This window comes from Aquitalea sp. ASV15 (genome assembly GCF_016429115.1).
In the GTDB taxonomy this organism is placed as follows: Bacteria; Pseudomonadota; Gammaproteobacteria; order Burkholderiales; family Chromobacteriaceae; genus Aquitalea; species Aquitalea magnusonii.
In genome coordinates, this window is sequence record NZ_JAELTZ010000031.1 from 33,076 (window position 1) to 48,276 (window position 15,201).

The following is a 15,201-nucleotide window of genomic DNA, read 5'->3' on the forward strand; positions in this document are numbered from 1 at the left end:
CAATGACAAAGGGGATAAGACATGCAAGTGGCGGACATTTTTGAAAAAGCCTCGGGACGGCTGCCGATGGTGCCCAAGGTGGTGCAGGAGCTGATCGAAAGCTTTCACAAGACCGATATCAATATCGATGAAATCAGCGACAAGGTCGGGCACGACCAGGTGTTGACCGCGCGTGTGCTGCGGCTGGCCAATACCGCCCGCTTTGGTGGCAGCCGCCGCGTCGGTTCGCTGGACGACGCCGTGGTGCTGCTGGGCTTTGATAATCTGCGCATTCTGGTGATTGCCTCCGGCATTACCGGCGCCACGGCCGGCATTGCCGGTTTTGACATGAAAGGCTTCTGGCAGCGCAGCTTTGCCATGGCCAACACCGCCAAGCGACTGGCGCGGCTGGCCAGACTGGATGCCCAGCTGGGCTATACCTGCGGCCTGCTATCCAATATCGGCGAGCTGGTACTGCATGTGGCCATGCCGGAACAAGCCGTGCAGATCGACAAGATCGTCGCCGGCGGCGCCGACCGGGTGGCCACCGAGCGCATGCTGCTGGGGGTGGACCTGACCGAAGTGGGGGCCGAGCTGGCGCGGCGCTGGAATTTCCCCGACGACATCCAGCAAGCCATCCGCGATCAGCACGACTTGCTGGGCGACGTATCACGCTTTGCCATTGTGATTGGCCTGTCGGCCTATCTGGTGGCCGGCTTCAATCACGACATGAGCGAGGGCGACATGCTGACCACCCTGCCGTGGAGCGTGGTGGACAAACTGGGTATTGAGCGCGATGTGCTGACCGGAGCCATCAGCGAGCTGAAAGAAGCCTGCACCGGCATCGACGATATGTTCTGACCTGCCATAGCAATACGAAAAAAGGCTGCCCGCAGGCAGCCTTCAGGCCGCTGACCAAGTCAATTGGTGCACTTGTACAGGCCCGGCAGAGCCGGGCCTATCGACTGAGTGATTACTTCCGCGGCCTTCCCGTCGACTCCCCATCCCCCCGCCCTTACCCTGTAAGGGAGCCTCACTTTCTTTACTTTCTTTCCAGAACGCGAGAGGGGTGTGTCAATCAGCAAAAGGCTGCCCGCAGGCAGCCTTTTGCTTTCCTACCCGACAGCGCCGGTCTCAGCCTTCTTCGTCCTCGCTGGCGGCCTCGACATGGCCCACCACGCCGGTGAAGCGGAACTCGATCTCGGCCATCAGTTCGTCGATGCGGATCACGCTCAGCTGGATACGGTCGCCCCGCGCCAGCTCCGGCAGGCCGGGAATACGCACCCGCAGCGGCAGGCCGTCGATGCGCACCAGGTCTTCCTTGATATAGGTCGCCGTGATGTTGCTGACCCCTTCCTGGGTGAACCAGCGCAGGCACCAGAAGTGCTCCAGCTTGTCCTGGAAGCCCAGATAAGCCGAATAGGTAGTGTCAAAATCGCGCAGCAGGGCAAACAGCATGGCATTGCCCTGCTCGAACTGCGGCTTTTCGCCCCGGATCATGGCGGTGAGCTGGCGCTGGTTGACGAAGTCGGTAGCCCGGCGCAGCGGCGAGGTGGCCCAGGCATATTGCGCCACGCCCAGGCCGATATGCGGCTCGGGACGGGTGGTCATGCGCACCTTGCCCATGCTCTGGGCGCGGTACATGGCCGGAATGTCAGCCTCGGCCAGCATGCGGCCCCATTCGCTATTGGCCAGGATCATCAGCTCCGACACCAGCTTGTCCATGGGCGCGCCGCGCTTGCGCAGGGTGATCTGCACCTTGCCGTCGACCACATCGAAGTTGTAGTCCATCTGCACCGGGCGGGTGGGGTCGTACTTGCCACGGCGCTTTTCCAGCGCATTGGCAAAGTGCCACAGCCAGGTCAGCTCGCGCTTGAAGGGGTAATCCACACCCGGATCGTTCAGCAGGGTGTCTTCGTTGAACTGCTGTTCCAGCTCGGCATGGCGCAGGTTGGCCCCGATGCGCACCTTCTCGATGCGGCTTTCGTAGGCCACCGGCTCGAAGTCCGGCGTGACATCCACGTACAGGCTGAACGCCGGGCAATCCTGGCCTTCCTGCAGGGTGAAGGCCTGTACCACGTCATCCGGCAGCATGGTGATCTTGTCGCCGGGGAAGTACACGGTGGACAGACGGCTCCACACCAGCTTTTCGATGTCCGAATCCACCGGCACGCCCAGCGTGGGGGCGGCAATGTGGATGCCCACGCGCTTGTGGCCATCCGGCAGGTCGACCACCGACAGCGCATCGTCGATCTCGGTGGTGTTGGCATCATCGATGGAGAAGGCCACCGCCTCGGCCAGCGGCAGATCCTGCGGCAGCTGCGGGGGGGCGTATTTGCCGAAACCGGCCCCCTTGGGGAAGTATTCCATCAGGAAACCGGCCATCAGGTAGTCGGGCACCGAGCTGATGCCGCCCACGCTTTGCGCCAGTTTCAGCGGCGGCTGGTTCAGTTCGCGCGCGGCCTGATCAAAGGCCTTGAACTCCAGCGTGCTCTTGTCCGGCTTCCACAGCAGCGACATCAACTGGCTGCGGATGGCCTCCGGCAAGCTGCCGGCCTTCAGTTCGGCCACCCAGCCATCAATCTGCTCCTGCTCGCGCTTCTTGCGTTCGATGCCGGCCAGCGCGGCTTTCAGGGCTTCTTCCGGGGCCTTCTTGTAACGGCCCTTGCCTTTTTTGTAAAAATACATGGGCGCGCCAAACACCCGCAGGATGATGGCGGCACTTTCCAGTGCCGACGGCGCATGGCCCCAGTAATCGGCGGCCAGCGCATCGTGCTCGAACTCGTCTTCCGGGCTGCACTCCCACAGGAAATCCAGATCAATTTCATTCGCCATTTTTTCTACTGCGGGCAGAAAATCTGCCACAGTCGAGCTAAACTCGAGAAAAACATTGCTGGATTTGATCTTGGCCCGCTTGCCATGTTGAGTATCTACCTGCAAGCTGGCATCGGAACGGGAAACGATCGTGCCAACCTTGAAGGAGCCGCTTTCTTCGTAAAATACGTTCATTTGCGCGCCAACTGATTCATTAAGCCAAAATTATATCATTTCACCTTCCAGCCCTGCGCCACTTTGCAAACGCAGGCGCAGCATCAGGATGTGGTGCGGCTGACAGCATGACATCGCGTCCCTGATGCCGGGTGCGCCGACGCCGACAGTGGCAAAGGGTGGGCATGGAGGTGCAATGCCGCAGCAGGATTGTGTCTGCCGCGCTTTAGCAGCGGCCACAAACCCGCTCGACCTTACATAACAATTCGCATGTCGGCAGGAATCGGGTATCCACTATGACGCTGGGAAGCAACGCAAATATTTCCGCCAGAGAGCACGCGGCACGCGAAATCGATCGCATCGGCCACATGCTGGTCACCCGCTGGGACCGTTCGCTCGCCGCACACCTACTGTCCTTGGTCAGCAATCTGGAACGTTACATTCTGGGCGAAGACACCGCCCAGCTGCTGCCGGAATGTCTGGCGCTGCGCGATCTGTTACAGCAGTGGCTGTTGCAGAACGATACGGTACCGGACGAAGCCGAACGTTATGGCGCGCTGCGCCACCATCTGGGCATCGTCAGCCAGCTGGCCATGATGGAAGGCCGCCAGCTCTTGCCGGAACACTTCAGCGGCGGGCTGATGCAGCAGGGTCCGCATCTGGTCTATCTGTGGATGCCCCCCAGCGAGGAGGCGCGCAACCTGAGCGAACAGCTATCCTGTTACGGCTTCACGGTGCAGACCATGTACCAGGCGTCCAAGCTGGCCCAGGCCCTGCAGGATGCCACGCCGGCAGCGGTGGTGGCCTATACCGACTTCACCCCTGGCGACCCGATCATGGCGCTGGCCGACACCATACGCGGCCTGTGCCCGCTGCTGTTCTGCTCGCCGCGCTACGACTTCGAGGCCCGGCTGCAAGCGGTACGGGCCGGTGCCGCCGGCTTCCTGGCCTGGCCCTTGCTGGCGCACGAGCTGATCGACAACCTCAATTTTGGCGATCTGGGAGAAAAGCGCGATCCGCTGCGGGTGATGATCGTGGAGGACATGGCCTCGCTGGCCGGCCTCTACGCCAATGTGCTGAACCGGCATGGCGTGGATGCGCTGCAGGTGACCGACCCGGCACGCGTGCTGGATGGCATCGTGCAGTTCCGCCCGGACCTGATCCTGATGGATATGTACATGCCGGAGTGCAATGGCATGGAGCTGGCACAGATCATCCGCCAGCAACGCTTGCTGGACGGCATTCCCATCCTGTTCCTGTCGGTGGAAAAACGCCAGTCCATCCAGCTGGATACCCTGACGCTGGGCATCGACGGCTTCCTGACCAAGCCGGTGGCGCCGGAGGAGCTGGTGGTGACGGTGATCAACCGCGCCCGCCGCTACCGCAAGCTGCGCTCCTACATGATCAACGACAGCCTCACCGGCCTGCTCAACCACTCCCATCTGTATGCCCAGCTGGAGTACGAAGTGTTGCGCGCCAAGCGCGACCAGCGTGCGCTGTCCCTGGTGATGCTGGACCTGGACCATTTCAAGACCATCAACGACAGCTATGGCCACCCGGCGGGTGACGAGGTGCTGGTGAATCTGGCGCGTTTCCTGAAAGAGCGGCTGCGCCGCTCCGACCTGATCAGCCGCTATGGCGGAGAGGAATTTGCCATCGTCTTGCCCGGCACCCGCCAGGAAGATGCGCTGCGCATCATGAATGCCATGCGCCAGGCCTTTTCCCAGATCGAGCAGCGCAGCAGCCAGCAAACCTTCCACCAGACCTTCAGCGTCGGCATCAGCTCGCTGGCCAGCGCCGAGGACACCACCGAGCTGGTGCAGCAGGCAGACGACATGCTGTACCAGGCCAAGCGGCTGGGGCGCAACCGGGTGGAGGGCTATTCGCCCGAGCATGTGCCGTACGCGCGCCGCGAAACGGAAGCCTGAACCCGGCGGCAAGACCACCCAAGCAAAACGCCCGCTCAGCGGGCGTTTTGCTTGGTGGACGGCATGGCTGGCGGTTCAGACTGCGTCGGCCAGGATCAGCCGCACATTGTGCTCTTCCAGCAGCTTGGCCAGCGACTCCGGCGGTTCGGCATCGGTGAACACGGTGTGGAATTCACTGATATGCCCCATGCGCACCAGAGCATTGCGGCCAAACTTGCTGTGGTCGGCCGCCAGGTAACGGTGACGGGCATTGGCCATCATCGCCTGTGCCACCCGCACTTCGCGGTAGTCGAAATCCAGCAGCGAGCCATCGGTTTCGATGCCGGATACGCCGATGATGGCGTAATCCACCTTGAACTGGTTGATGAAATCCAGCGTGGCCACCCCGGTGATGCCGCCGTCCGATGCACGCACCACGCCGGAGGTGATCATCACGGTGAAATCCGGATTGGCCGACATGATGGACGCCACATGGATATTGTTGGTGATGACCCGCAAACCCTTGTGGGTGATGGTCAGTGCCTGCGCCACCGCTTCGATGGTGGTGCCTATGCTCATGAACAGCGAGGCGTGATCGGGAATGCTGCCGGCGATCATGTCGGCAATATGTGCCTTTTCGCTCTGGAATTTTCCTTTGCGCGCAAAGTAATCCTCATTCTCCACGCTACTGCCCAGCGCAGCACCGCCGTGATAACGGCGCAGCAAATTTTCTTCGCATAGCTGGTTGATGTCACGCCGGATGGTCTGTGGCGTGACATCGAGCAGTCTGGCCAGCTCCTCGATCGGCATGAAGCCGTTTTCGCGGACCAGCTGCAGAATCTTGTCGTGACGGGGTGAGCGGCTCATAGGGATTCGATTCCGAAAATCATGTTTAGTTACTAACATATTTTCCGGTCAAAGGGCAAATGCTTGCGCCAATCCACCCTTGACCCGCCACAAGCCGGCAGCGAAAGCCGTATCCCGTACAACAGCCGGCAGGCTAGCCCAGCACGGCATGCAGGGCCGCCGCCGCCAGCACGGCCGTGGTATCCACCGCCGGCAGGCCGCAATTGGCATCATCCAGAACCAGCGGCAGCTCGGTACAGGCCAGGGCAATGCCGTCACAGCCCTGATCGCGCAAAGCAGCCACCACCTGCAGCAGTTGGCGCAGGCCATCCGCACTGGCCCGGCCAGTGGGCACCAGCTCGTCAAAAATCACCTGCTGCAGCATGGCCTGCCCGGCCGGGTCAGGAATGCATTCCTCGATGCCCACGGCAGCAAACGGCGCGCGGTAAAGATGGGACTGCATGGTCCAGCGCGTGCCCAGCACGCCCACCCGGCGCAGGCCACGGCGCTGGCAATCGGCCGCCACCACGTCCAGCATGCTCAGCACCGGCAGAGGGGAGCGCTGGCGGATGCCGTCGATACGACAATGCACGGTATTGGCCGGAATCACCGCCAGTTGCGCCCCGGCCCCGGCCAGCCGCTGCAGCGAACCGACGATGGAGTCTTCCACGATGTCCCAGCGCTCTTGCAGCTGGGCGGCGTGCACCACGCCAAAGTCTGGCTGGTCGAGCACGAAACGCGGGTGGTGATGGTGGCCGCCGCACAAGCGGGCAGACAGCTGGTGCAGCCTGGACAGGCAATCAAGGGCGCCGGGCACGGTCACGCCGGCCACGCCGATAACGGGGAGAGTCATGTTGGGGTTGGTCATCCATCAGGGGTGTACCTCGGCACGTGCGCGGGTACGCGGTTCGGAAGACCTATTATGCCATTCGGGACGCAAGATGAACTCGCCGATCGGCATCGGCCGCGCATAACGGTAGCCTTGCAGCAGGTGGGCACCATGCTGGCGCAGATAGTCTTCCTGCTGCACGAATTCCACCCCTTCGGCCACCACGGTCAGTCCCAGCTTGGCCGCCAGCTGCAGGATGCTGTCCAGGATATCCGCCGACAGGCTGTCACTGCCGATGCCGGCGACAAAGCTGCGGTCTATCTTCAGTTCATCCACATCCATTTTTTGCAGATAGGACAGGCTGGAGTGCCCGGTGCCGAAATCATCGATGGCGATGCGCACGCCCAGATCATGCAGCTGGCCTAGCAGGGCATCGGTTTGGGGGCCGGTGGCGATCAGTTCGCGCTCGGTCAGTTCCAGGGTGAGCCGGATGCTGTCGGGCGGGAAGGCCGCCAGAAAGGCCGCGCAATCGGCTGGCAGGGAGCCATCCGCCACATAGGCAGCACTGACATTGATGCTGATCTGAAAACCGGCCGGCAAGCTGAGCGTGCCCAGTTGCGCGGCGGTCTGCTGCATCAGCGAACGGGTCATGGCCACGATATGGCCGGTGCTTTCGGCAAAGGGGATGAACAGGTCGGGCAGCACCATGCCATCAACCGGATGCTGCCAGCGCATCAGCACCTCCACCCCGCACCACTGCAGCTGGTGGCTGTCCACCAGCGGTTGCAGGTAGGGAATGAATTCCTGCTGGCGCACTGCCCGTTGCAATTCGCGGCTGGGCGCACCGCTGCGCAGCAGCAGGCGATGAAAGCCCCAGCTGAAGGTAGCACTGAACAGGAGCAGCAGGATCAGCTGATCCGGCTCCTGACCCAGTCGTTCCAGCAGCAGGTTGGGCATGGAGTAATCCATGACGATGGCCAGTGGATAATGCGCCGAGTGCAGGCTGCGCTGCTGCCAGTAAGGGCGGTCCGGCGGCGAGCTCATGCCGCCGTCTTCGTCCAGCCAGCGGTCGCCAACATGCAGGTAAAACCAGGTGTTCTGCTCCAGATGCGCCAGCCGGTCCTTGAGATAATCACTATCCACCACGACCTGGATGCCGTTCACATCGCCACGCTTTGCCTCCAGCCACAACATCAGCAAGGGGTGCCAGGGCGATAGCCGGTTGCCGCGCCATAATTTCAGCCGTTCCTCGCGCGGGTACTCCTGCGAATAGGCCGGCGCGTGCCAGCCAATCACCGAATCGCAATACACCCTGCCTTCGTGATCAATCAGCCGCATCGAACGGACATAGGACTGGGTGGTGACCTGGCGGCGTATTTCCGGGTAGATGGCATGGCAGTCCAGACTGGGCTGCTGCAACATGGCCTCGCCGGTTTTCTGTGCCTGATCCAGTATCTGTTCGATCTTTTTCAGCTTGAAGGCATGCTGCCCCTCCAGCATGTGTTGGATGCCGGAATAAAACTGGTACAGCATCAACAGGCCGCCCAGCATGAACAAGGCCAGACCGGGCAGCATGGTCAGCATGATGCGCTGACTGCGACCCAGTGGCTCGAGGGAAGGAAATTGCACGGGACCTCCGATGAAAATTCACCACAGGTCCCACTGTAGGCCAATAAAAAACCGCCGAGAGCGGCGGTTTGCTTTTAAACAGTATTAACTGATCAACTGGCCAGTCTTGCCTTGTGGCGGGCGATCTGGGCACGCACCTGGTCCGGTGCCGTACCACCCACGTGGTCACGCTGGGCCAGGCTGCCTTCCGGCGTCAGTACCTGGTAGATGTCCTGCTCGATCAGCGGGCTGAACTGTTGCAGCTCTTGCAGCGACAGATCGGCCAGATCCACACCACGGCCTTCGGCATAGCGCACGCTCAGTGCCACCACTTCGTGGCTGTCGCGGAAGGGCAGGCCCTTCTTCACCAGGTAGTCGGCCAGGTCGGTGGCGGTGGCAAAGCCCTGCAGCACCGCCGCGCGCATGGCTTCCGGCTTCACGGTGACGCCACGCATCATGTCGGCGTAGATGCGCAGGGTGTCGATCAGGGTGTCCACGGTATCGAACAAGGGTTCCTTGTCTTCCTGGTTGTCCTTGTTGTAGGCCAGCGGCTGCGCCTTCATCAGGGTGACCAGGGCAATCAGGTGGCCCACCACGCGGCCGGATTTGCCACGTACCAGTTCCGGCACGTCCGGGTTTTTCTTCTGCGGCATGATGGAGCTGCCGGTGCAGAAGCGGTCGGCGATGTCGATAAAGCCGACGCGCGGGCTCATCCACAGGATCAGCTCTTCCGACAGGCGGCTCAGGTGCACCATCACCAGGCTGGCGGCGGCGGTGAATTCGATGGCGAAGTCACGGTCGGACACGGCATCCAGCGAGTTGTGGCAAACATCGTCAAACCCCAGCAGCTGGGCGGTGTAGTGACGGTCGATGGGGAAGGTGGTGCCGGCCAGGGCGGCCGCGCCCAGCGGCAGGCGGTTGACGCGCTTGCGGCAGTCGCTCATGCGTTCGGCGTCACGCGCCAGCATTTCCACATAGGCCAGCATGTGGTGGCCAAAAGTCACCGGCTGGGCCACTTGCAGGTGGGTGAAGCCCGGCATCACGGTGTCGGCATGCTGTTCGGCCAGTTCCAGCAGGCTGGTTTGCAGTTCGGCAATGAAGCCGACGATGGCGTCGATCTGCGCGCGCAGCCACAGGCGGATGTCGGTGGCCACCTGGTCGTTACGCGAACGGCCGGTGTGCAGGCGTTTGCCGGCATCGCCGATCTTGTCGGTGAGGCGACGCTCCACATTCATGTGCACGTCTTCCAGATCCACACTCCACTCCAGTCGGCCGGCGCGGATATCGTCCAGGATTTCAGCCATGCCACGGCGGATTGCCGCCACATCGTCATCGGACAGCACGCCAGCCTTGTTCAGCATGGTGGCGTGGGCCAGCGAGCCTTCGATGTCGAATTCGGCCAGACGTTTGTCGAAGTCGATCGAGGCGGTGTATTTCTTGACGAGTTCGGAAACCGGTTCGCTGAAGCGACCGGACCAGGCATGGCTTTCTTGCATCTCGATGATTCCCTGCGGTGATTGTTCTGGGCTACCCCAAGGCAGCAGCGGCAATTATAGGGAAAGCCTCCCCTCAGGGCGAGTCGGCTCTTGCCCGGCTGTGGCATTACCGTGTCATGGGTGTGGTGTGATCCGCCAGGCAATCCGCCAGATAGTCGATCAGCACCCGCACCTTGGGTGGCAGATAGCGGTTGGGCGGATACAGCAGCCAGGCCATGCCGCGATAGGCGGTGGTGAATTCCCAGTCATCCAGCACAGTTTCTATCTGCCCGGCGTCCAGTGCCGCCTGCGCGGTAAAGTGTGGCAGGGGGGCGATGCCCAGGTGGGCCAGCACACCTTCCAGACGCAGCTCGCTGTGATTGGTGGCATAGCGGCCGGTTACCGCCACCGTCAGCTGTTCCTTGCCGCGTTGCAGCTGCCAGCGCTTGTCGGCCTCATGCTCGGCCAGGTACAGGCACTGGTGCTGCGCCAGATCGCGTGGATGGGCGGGCCGGCCATGCATGGCCAGGTAGTGCGGCGAGGCGCACAGCAACTGGCGCACCGGCAGCAAGGGCCGCCCGGCCATGCCGGGTGGCGGGGTGTCGGTCACCCGCACGGTCAGGTCCAGTCCGTCGGCCAGCGGGTCGACATCACGGTCGCTGATGAACAGCTCCACGTCCACCTGTGGATAACGGGCCAGGAAGGCCGGCAGCAACGGTGCCACCACAAAGCGGCCAAAGGCCTTGGGCATGCTGATGCGCACCCGGCCCTGTGGCCGCGCATATTGTTGCTGGGCCTGTTGCACCGCTTCGTCTGCGGCATCCAGCATGCTGCGACAGCGCGCCAGCGTGGCCTGCCCGGCATCGGTCAGCCGCAGTTGGCGGGTGCTGCGTTCCAGTAGCCGCACGCCCAGTGCCGCTTCCAGCCGGGCCACCTGGCGGCTGATGGCCGACGGGGTCATGCCCAGCTGCCGCGCCACCGCCGAAAAACTGCCGCGCTCCGCCACCAGCGCAAATACCGCCATGTCCGGCAGCATGGCGATCAGCCGATTTGTTCCCATTACGCACAATTCCTGTTCCGCTAACCGTGATTATCAAGCCATCACCAGGCAATGATAATGAGCGCACTGACCCGACAATGAAAGCCCGCCATGCCCAGCCGCCACCCTTTGCATCAGCGTTACCCCGGCCTGCCCGACCTGTTGCTGCTGCTGGTGGCCATGGTGTGGGGCAGCAGTTATGGGCTGGCCAAGCAGGCGCTGCAGTTTTATCCGGTGCTGGGCGTGCTGGCCCTGCGCTTCGGCCTGAGCTTCCTGCTGTTGCTGCCCACCCAGCGCGCCCTGGCCGACCCCGCCGTCCGCCGCGCCACCCTGGGCGCAGCGCTGCCGCTGGGGCTGGGCTTGCTGGCGATTTTCCTGTGCGAGACCTATGGCATCGCCCATACCACGGCGGCCAATGCCGCCTTTCTGATCAGCCTGTGCCTGGTGCTGACGCCTTTTGCCGAATGGCTGCTGCTGGGGCAACAGCCCACCACGGATGCGCTGCTGGCGGCAGCGGCCGCACTCTGCGGTGCCTGGCTGCTGAGCGGTGCCACCCATTTGCAGCTGAACAGTGGTGATCTGCTGATCCTGCTGGCCGCCGTTCTGCGTGCAGTCGTGACCAGCCTGACCCGCAAGCTGACCGCAGACCGGCCGGTGGCCACGCTGGCGCTGACCGGCCTGCAAGGGCTGCTGATCTGCCTGGGCTGCCTGCTGCTGGCCGGCCTGAATGGCGGTCTGCCCGCCCTGCCGCGGCAGCCGGCATTCTGGGGCGATATCCTGTTTCTGGTCTTGTTCTGCACGCTGTTTGCCTTTTTCGCCATGAACTACGCGCTGCGTCACAGCAGTGCTACCCGGGTGGCCCTGCTGACCGGCAGCGAGCCGGTGTTCGGTGCACTGTTTGCCGTGCTGTGGCTGGGCGAAACGCTGAGCGCCAGCAGCTGGCTGGGTGGTTTGCTGATGGTGGCCGCCAGCCTGTGGGCGGTACGGCCGGGCAGATTGCAAACGGCCACCGCCTGAATGCCGCCGCGCTGATTCGCCTGGCCGGATGGCGGCTTGCTATCATTGGACTACCTGTCCCTTGCCCCCGACCCCATGCGCCAGCCTCTGCGACCACACCCGCTCCTTGCCGTCCCCGACTTCCGCAATCTGGGGGTGATGCTGCGCATCCTGCTGTCACTCAATCTGCTGCTGTTATGCAGCGCGGTTTTCCTGCCGGATGGCGATACGCTGACCCTGCGCATCCTGAGCCGGGCCAGCTGGGTGGAGCCGTCACTGCTGCTGAGCCTGGGCCTGCTGGCCCTGCTGTCGCCCTGGCTGGCCCGGCAGCGGCGCGGCAGCTGGCTGGTGCTGGCCCTGTGCATGGCCTGCGTGCTGGTGCAGGACAGATTGCTCAATCCGCTGGAGCTGCCGCGGCTGGACCGCCCGCTGCTGGCGGCACTGCTGGCCTGGCTGCTGCTGCATTACTTCAGCCTGCGCCAGCGCGCACTGTCGCCGGCGCTGGGCGAGGCCAGGCTGGCGGCGCTGCAGGCGCGCATTCGCCCGCACTTCCTGTTCAATAGCCTGAATGCCGCCATTGCCCTGATCCGCTCGCGGCCGGAAAAGGCGGAAATGGTGCTGGAAAACCTGGCCGACCTGTTTCGCGCGCAGATGGCCGACCCCGGCCATGCCTCCAGCCTGGAGCGGGAAATCGAGCTGGCCAGGATGTATCTGGCCATCGAAAGCGAACGGCTGGGGCAGCGCCTGAACGTGGTATGGGACATCCAGGCCGCGCTGGATGCCAGCCTGCCGCCGCTACTGTTGCAACCGCTGGTGGAAAACGCCGTGCACCATGGCGTGGAGCGCTGCGGCGCGGGTGGCGAGATCCGCATCCGTGCCCAGCTGAAAAGCGGCCAGCTGTTGCTGAGCGTCAGCAATCCGCTGGCTGCTGAAGCAGGCGAGCCGCATCGTGGCAACCGCATTGCGCTGGACAATCTGCGCGAACGGCTGGAGCTGTTTTACGATGCCGAGGCCTCCTTGCAGGTGGCCGCTGCCGACGGCCAGTACCACACGCTGATCCGCCTGCCCTATCGCCCGCTGTCGCGCCAGCAACAATCCACACTGCTGCACTGAACACCACCAAGGGAGCCACCATGGGCAAGAACCGCCTGGAAGCCTTCAGCGATGGCGTGATCGCCATCATCATCACCATCATGGTGCTGGAACTGAAAGTCCCGCACGACACCAGCCTGACAGCACTGAGCGCCTTGTGGCCGGTCTTCCTCAGCTATGTGCTGAGCTTTGTCTATGTCGGCATCTACTGGAACAATCACCACCATTTCTACCATGTGGTGCGCCAGGTGGACGGGCGCGTGCTGTGGGCCAATCTGCATTTGCTGTTCTGGCTGTCGCTGCTGCCCTTTGTCACGGGCTGGATGGGGGAAAACCACATGGCTGCCGTGCCGGTGGCCCTGTACGGCGTGGTGCTGCTGATGTCCGCGCTGGCCTGGTATCTGATGCAGCGCGCCCTGCTGTGTGTGGCGGGCAACCGCGAGGTGATGGGCCGGGCCCTGGGCGCCGACCTGAAAGGCAGGCTGTCGCCCCTGTTCTACCTGGCCGGCATCGGGCTGTCGTTTTACCAAAGCTGGCTGGGTGCGGCCATCTACGGCCTGATGGCGCTGTGGTGGCTGGTGCCGGACCAGCGCATGGAACAGGCGGCGCGGGCGCAACATTGATCTGGTCAGCCTGGATTCGCTGGGCCTGCAACGCATCGATTTCACCAGGATCGATGGGGAAGGCATGGATGGCCTGATCCCGCACCAGAAAAAAGAAGACGGCCGCCTGCTACTGGTGTAACCCCTGCGCCGCTAGAGCCGCCAGGCCAGCCGGGTGGCTTCGTAGATGGCTTCTTCGGCGGTGCGCGGTGCCAGACAGTCGCCAATGGCATGGATAGGCAAGGGCAAGCCTGCCAGCTGCTGGCGCAGGCCATCCTCCGGCTGCAAGGGCTGGCACAGCACCAGCGTGTCCACCCCCTCGCACAGCATGGCTTCCTCGCTGGCGGTGTGTTGCAGATAGACGGTGTCATCGTCCACGCCATACAGCCGGGCGTAGGGAATGATCGTCACCTGCAGCCGGTGCAGCTGGGCCGCCAGCTGGTCGCGCACATACATTTGCAGCGCCTGCCCCATATGGGTGGCATTGACCGCCAGCGTGACCCGGTGCCCGCTCTGCGCCAGCCGGATCGCCAGCCCCGGCCCGACCCAGTCGGCACGCCAGTCCGCCACCACCACCCGGCTGCCCGGCCGTGCGCCCTGCAGCACCACCCAGCCATCCAGCAGCTGCAGGTCACCGCTGATGTCCAGCCGTGGCGGCGCAGGGCGGGCACCGGTGGCCAGGATCAGCAGCTCGGCCTCCTGCTGCTGCACCAGCGCCCGGTCCACCGTCTGGCCCAGCACCACCTGCACGCCCGCCTGTTGCAACTCGTAGTGCAGATTGGTGAGCAGGCCGCCAAACTCGGCCCGGCCCGGCAGCTGCTGCGCCAGCAGCACCTGGCCGCCCAGCTGGCTGGCCGCTTCGTATAGCGTCACCCGGTGACCGCGCTGGGCGGCAATCACCGCCGCCTTCATCCCGGCCGGCCCCCCGCCCACCACCAGCACCCGCCGCGCGCTGCTGGCCGGAGTCAGCTGGCCGAATTGCAGCTCGCGCCCGGATACCGGGTTCTGGATGCAGGAAATCGGCAGGCCACGGTGAAAACGCCCGATGCAGGCCTGATTGCAGCCAATGCAGGCACGAACGGCATCCGCCTGGTCTTGCGCCACCTTGTTGGGTAGTTCCGGGTCGCAGATCAGCGCCCGTGTCATGCCACAGGCATCCACCACGCCGGCGGCCAGCAATTGTTCCGCCTCCTGCGGCTGATTGATACGGCCGGCCAGCAGCAGCGGAATGTCCAGCTGGCGACGGAAGCGCTCGGCCTGCCCGGCCAGGTAGGCCGCCGGATAGGCCATGGGCGGGGCAATATGCACGGCGCCGCCCAGCGTGGCCGAGGTGCCGGCCACCAGGCTGACATAATCCAGCGCTGGCTGCATGGTCACGCAGGCCGCCAGTGCCTCGTCTTCCGTCAGCCCCTCGGCATCGCATTCACCGGCGGAAATGCGCAGGCCCACCACGCAGTCCGGGTCCACCACCGCGCGGATCGCCGCCGCCACTTCCTGCAAAAAGCGCAGCCGGGCCGCGGCATCACCGCCATAGCCATCGCTGCGCTGGTTGAGCCGCGGATTGAGAAACTGTGCAGGCAGATAACCATGGCTGGCCACGATCTCCACCCCGTCCACGCCGGCCGCGCGAATACGGCGCGCGGCCGCGGCATAGCCGGCCACGATTTCAGCGATTTGCGCCGTGCTCAGCGCGCGCGCCACCACATGAAAACGCTCGCTGGCACAGCGCGAGGCGGAATAGGCCACCGCCTGCATGCCGTCGGCGGTTTCCATGATTTCACTGCCGGGATGAAACAGCTGGGCAAACACCCTGGCGCCGGCGGCCTGCACGGCCGTGGCC

Annotated in this window: 12 protein-coding genes; 5 read left to right on the forward strand and 7 right to left on the reverse strand. The window is 63.7% G+C overall.

The window, feature by feature from the left end; genetic code table 11:
* The first annotated feature begins 21 nt into the window (after positions 1–21).
* Positions 22–840 (forward strand): HDOD domain-containing protein, encoded by an 819-nt coding sequence (locus JHD64_RS14160; protein ID WP_059286921.1) that lies wholly within the window; start codon positions 22–24, stop codon positions 838–840.
* A gap of 273 nt (positions 841–1,113) precedes the next feature.
* Here JHD64_RS14160 and JHD64_RS14165 read toward each other — a convergent pair whose 3' ends face one another.
* Positions 1,114–2,988, reverse strand: coding sequence for a ribonuclease catalytic domain-containing protein (locus tag JHD64_RS14165; RefSeq protein WP_199053617.1), 1,875 nt, complete (start codon positions 2,986–2,988; stop codon positions 1,114–1,116).
* A gap of 275 nt (positions 2,989–3,263) precedes the next feature.
* On the opposite strand from JHD64_RS14165, the gene JHD64_RS14170 reads away from it, so the two are divergent.
* Entirely contained in the window at positions 3,264–4,895 is a 1,632-nt protein-coding gene (locus JHD64_RS14170; RefSeq protein WP_233170505.1) for a diguanylate cyclase, read from the forward strand.
* Positions 4,896–4,970: 75 nt separating this feature from the next.
* Here the strand turns inward: JHD64_RS14170 and JHD64_RS14175 are convergent, their stop codons facing one another.
* The 5 genes from JHD64_RS14175 to JHD64_RS14195 all read right to left on the reverse strand — a co-directional run bounded on the left by JHD64_RS14175 (position 4,971) and on the right by JHD64_RS14195 (position 10,692).
* Positions 4,971–5,741 carry a DeoR/GlpR family DNA-binding transcription regulator gene (locus tag JHD64_RS14175; RefSeq protein ID WP_059286917.1) on the reverse strand — a complete coding sequence of 257 codons (771 nt, stop codon included), beginning with the start codon at positions 5,739–5,741 and terminating at the stop codon, positions 4,971–4,973.
* Positions 5,742–5,874: 133 nt separating this feature from the next.
* The gene (locus tag JHD64_RS14180) at positions 5,875–6,573 is read right to left on the reverse strand and encodes an aspartate/glutamate racemase family protein (RefSeq protein WP_158527686.1); all 699 of its coding nucleotides are present in this window, start codon (positions 6,571–6,573) and stop codon (positions 5,875–5,877) included.
* Between the two features lie 18 nt (positions 6,574–6,591).
* On the reverse strand, positions 6,592–8,178 hold the full coding sequence (locus JHD64_RS14185) for an EAL domain-containing protein (RefSeq protein ID WP_199053619.1): 1,587 nt from the start codon (positions 8,176–8,178) through the stop codon (positions 6,592–6,594).
* Positions 8,179–8,270: 92 nt separating this feature from the next.
* Complete coding sequence (gene argH, locus JHD64_RS14190) at positions 8,271–9,653, reverse strand: argininosuccinate lyase (RefSeq protein ID WP_059286914.1); 1,383 nt, start codon at positions 9,651–9,653, stop codon at positions 8,271–8,273.
* Between the two features lie 106 nt (positions 9,654–9,759).
* A complete protein-coding gene (locus JHD64_RS14195; RefSeq protein ID WP_199053620.1) occupies positions 9,760–10,692 on the reverse strand; it encodes a LysR family transcriptional regulator in 933 nt (310 codons plus the stop codon).
* A gap of 90 nt (positions 10,693–10,782) precedes the next feature.
* Between JHD64_RS14195 and JHD64_RS14200 the strand changes: the two genes are divergently transcribed.
* The 3 genes from JHD64_RS14200 (at position 10,783) to JHD64_RS14210 (ending at position 13,382) form a co-directional block, all read left to right on the forward strand.
* The gene (locus tag JHD64_RS14200; protein WP_199053621.1) at positions 10,783–11,688 is read left to right on the forward strand and encodes a DMT family transporter; all 906 of its coding nucleotides are present in this window, start codon (positions 10,783–10,785) and stop codon (positions 11,686–11,688) included.
* Between the two features lie 75 nt (positions 11,689–11,763).
* Positions 11,764–12,780, forward strand: coding sequence for a sensor histidine kinase (locus JHD64_RS14205; protein ID WP_199053622.1), 1,017 nt, complete (start codon positions 11,764–11,766; stop codon positions 12,778–12,780).
* A 20-nt stretch (positions 12,781–12,800) separates the two neighbouring features.
* The gene (locus JHD64_RS14210) at positions 12,801–13,382 is read left to right on the forward strand and encodes a TMEM175 family protein (protein ID WP_199053623.1); all 582 of its coding nucleotides are present in this window, start codon (positions 12,801–12,803) and stop codon (positions 13,380–13,382) included.
* A gap of 132 nt (positions 13,383–13,514) precedes the next feature.
* Here the strand turns inward: JHD64_RS14210 and JHD64_RS14215 are convergent.
* Positions 13,515–15,201: FAD-dependent oxidoreductase (locus JHD64_RS14215; protein WP_199053624.1), on the reverse strand; the 1,687-nt coding region annotated here is incomplete at its 5' end.

Coding starts and splice junctions, on each gene's coding strand:
- JHD64_RS14165 (WP_199053617.1), bottom strand. CDS start 2,988: ATGAACGTATTTTACGAAGAAAGCGGCTCCTTCAAGGTTGGCACGATC.
- JHD64_RS14200 (WP_199053621.1), top strand. CDS start 10,783: ATGCCCAGCCGCCACCCTTTGCATCAGCGTTACCCCGGCCTGCCCGAC.
- JHD64_RS14205 (WP_199053622.1), top strand. CDS start 11,764: ATGCGCCAGCCTCTGCGACCACACCCGCTCCTTGCCGTCCCCGACTTC.
- JHD64_RS14170 (WP_233170505.1), top strand. CDS start 3,264: ATGACGCTGGGAAGCAACGCAAATATTTCCGCCAGAGAGCACGCGGCA.
- argH (WP_059286914.1), bottom strand. CDS start 9,653: ATGCAAGAAAGCCATGCCTGGTCCGGTCGCTTCAGCGAACCGGTTTCC.
- JHD64_RS14175 (WP_059286917.1), bottom strand. CDS start 5,741: ATGAGCCGCTCACCCCGTCACGACAAGATTCTGCAGCTGGTCCGCGAA.
- JHD64_RS14180 (WP_158527686.1), bottom strand. CDS start 6,573: ATGACTCTCCCCGTTATCGGCGTGGCCGGCGTGACCGTGCCCGGCGCC.
- JHD64_RS14160 (WP_059286921.1), top strand. CDS start 22: ATGCAAGTGGCGGACATTTTTGAAAAAGCCTCGGGACGGCTGCCGATG.
- JHD64_RS14210 (WP_199053623.1), top strand. CDS start 12,801: ATGGGCAAGAACCGCCTGGAAGCCTTCAGCGATGGCGTGATCGCCATC.
- JHD64_RS14195 (WP_199053620.1), bottom strand. CDS start 10,692: ATGGGAACAAATCGGCTGATCGCCATGCTGCCGGACATGGCGGTATTT.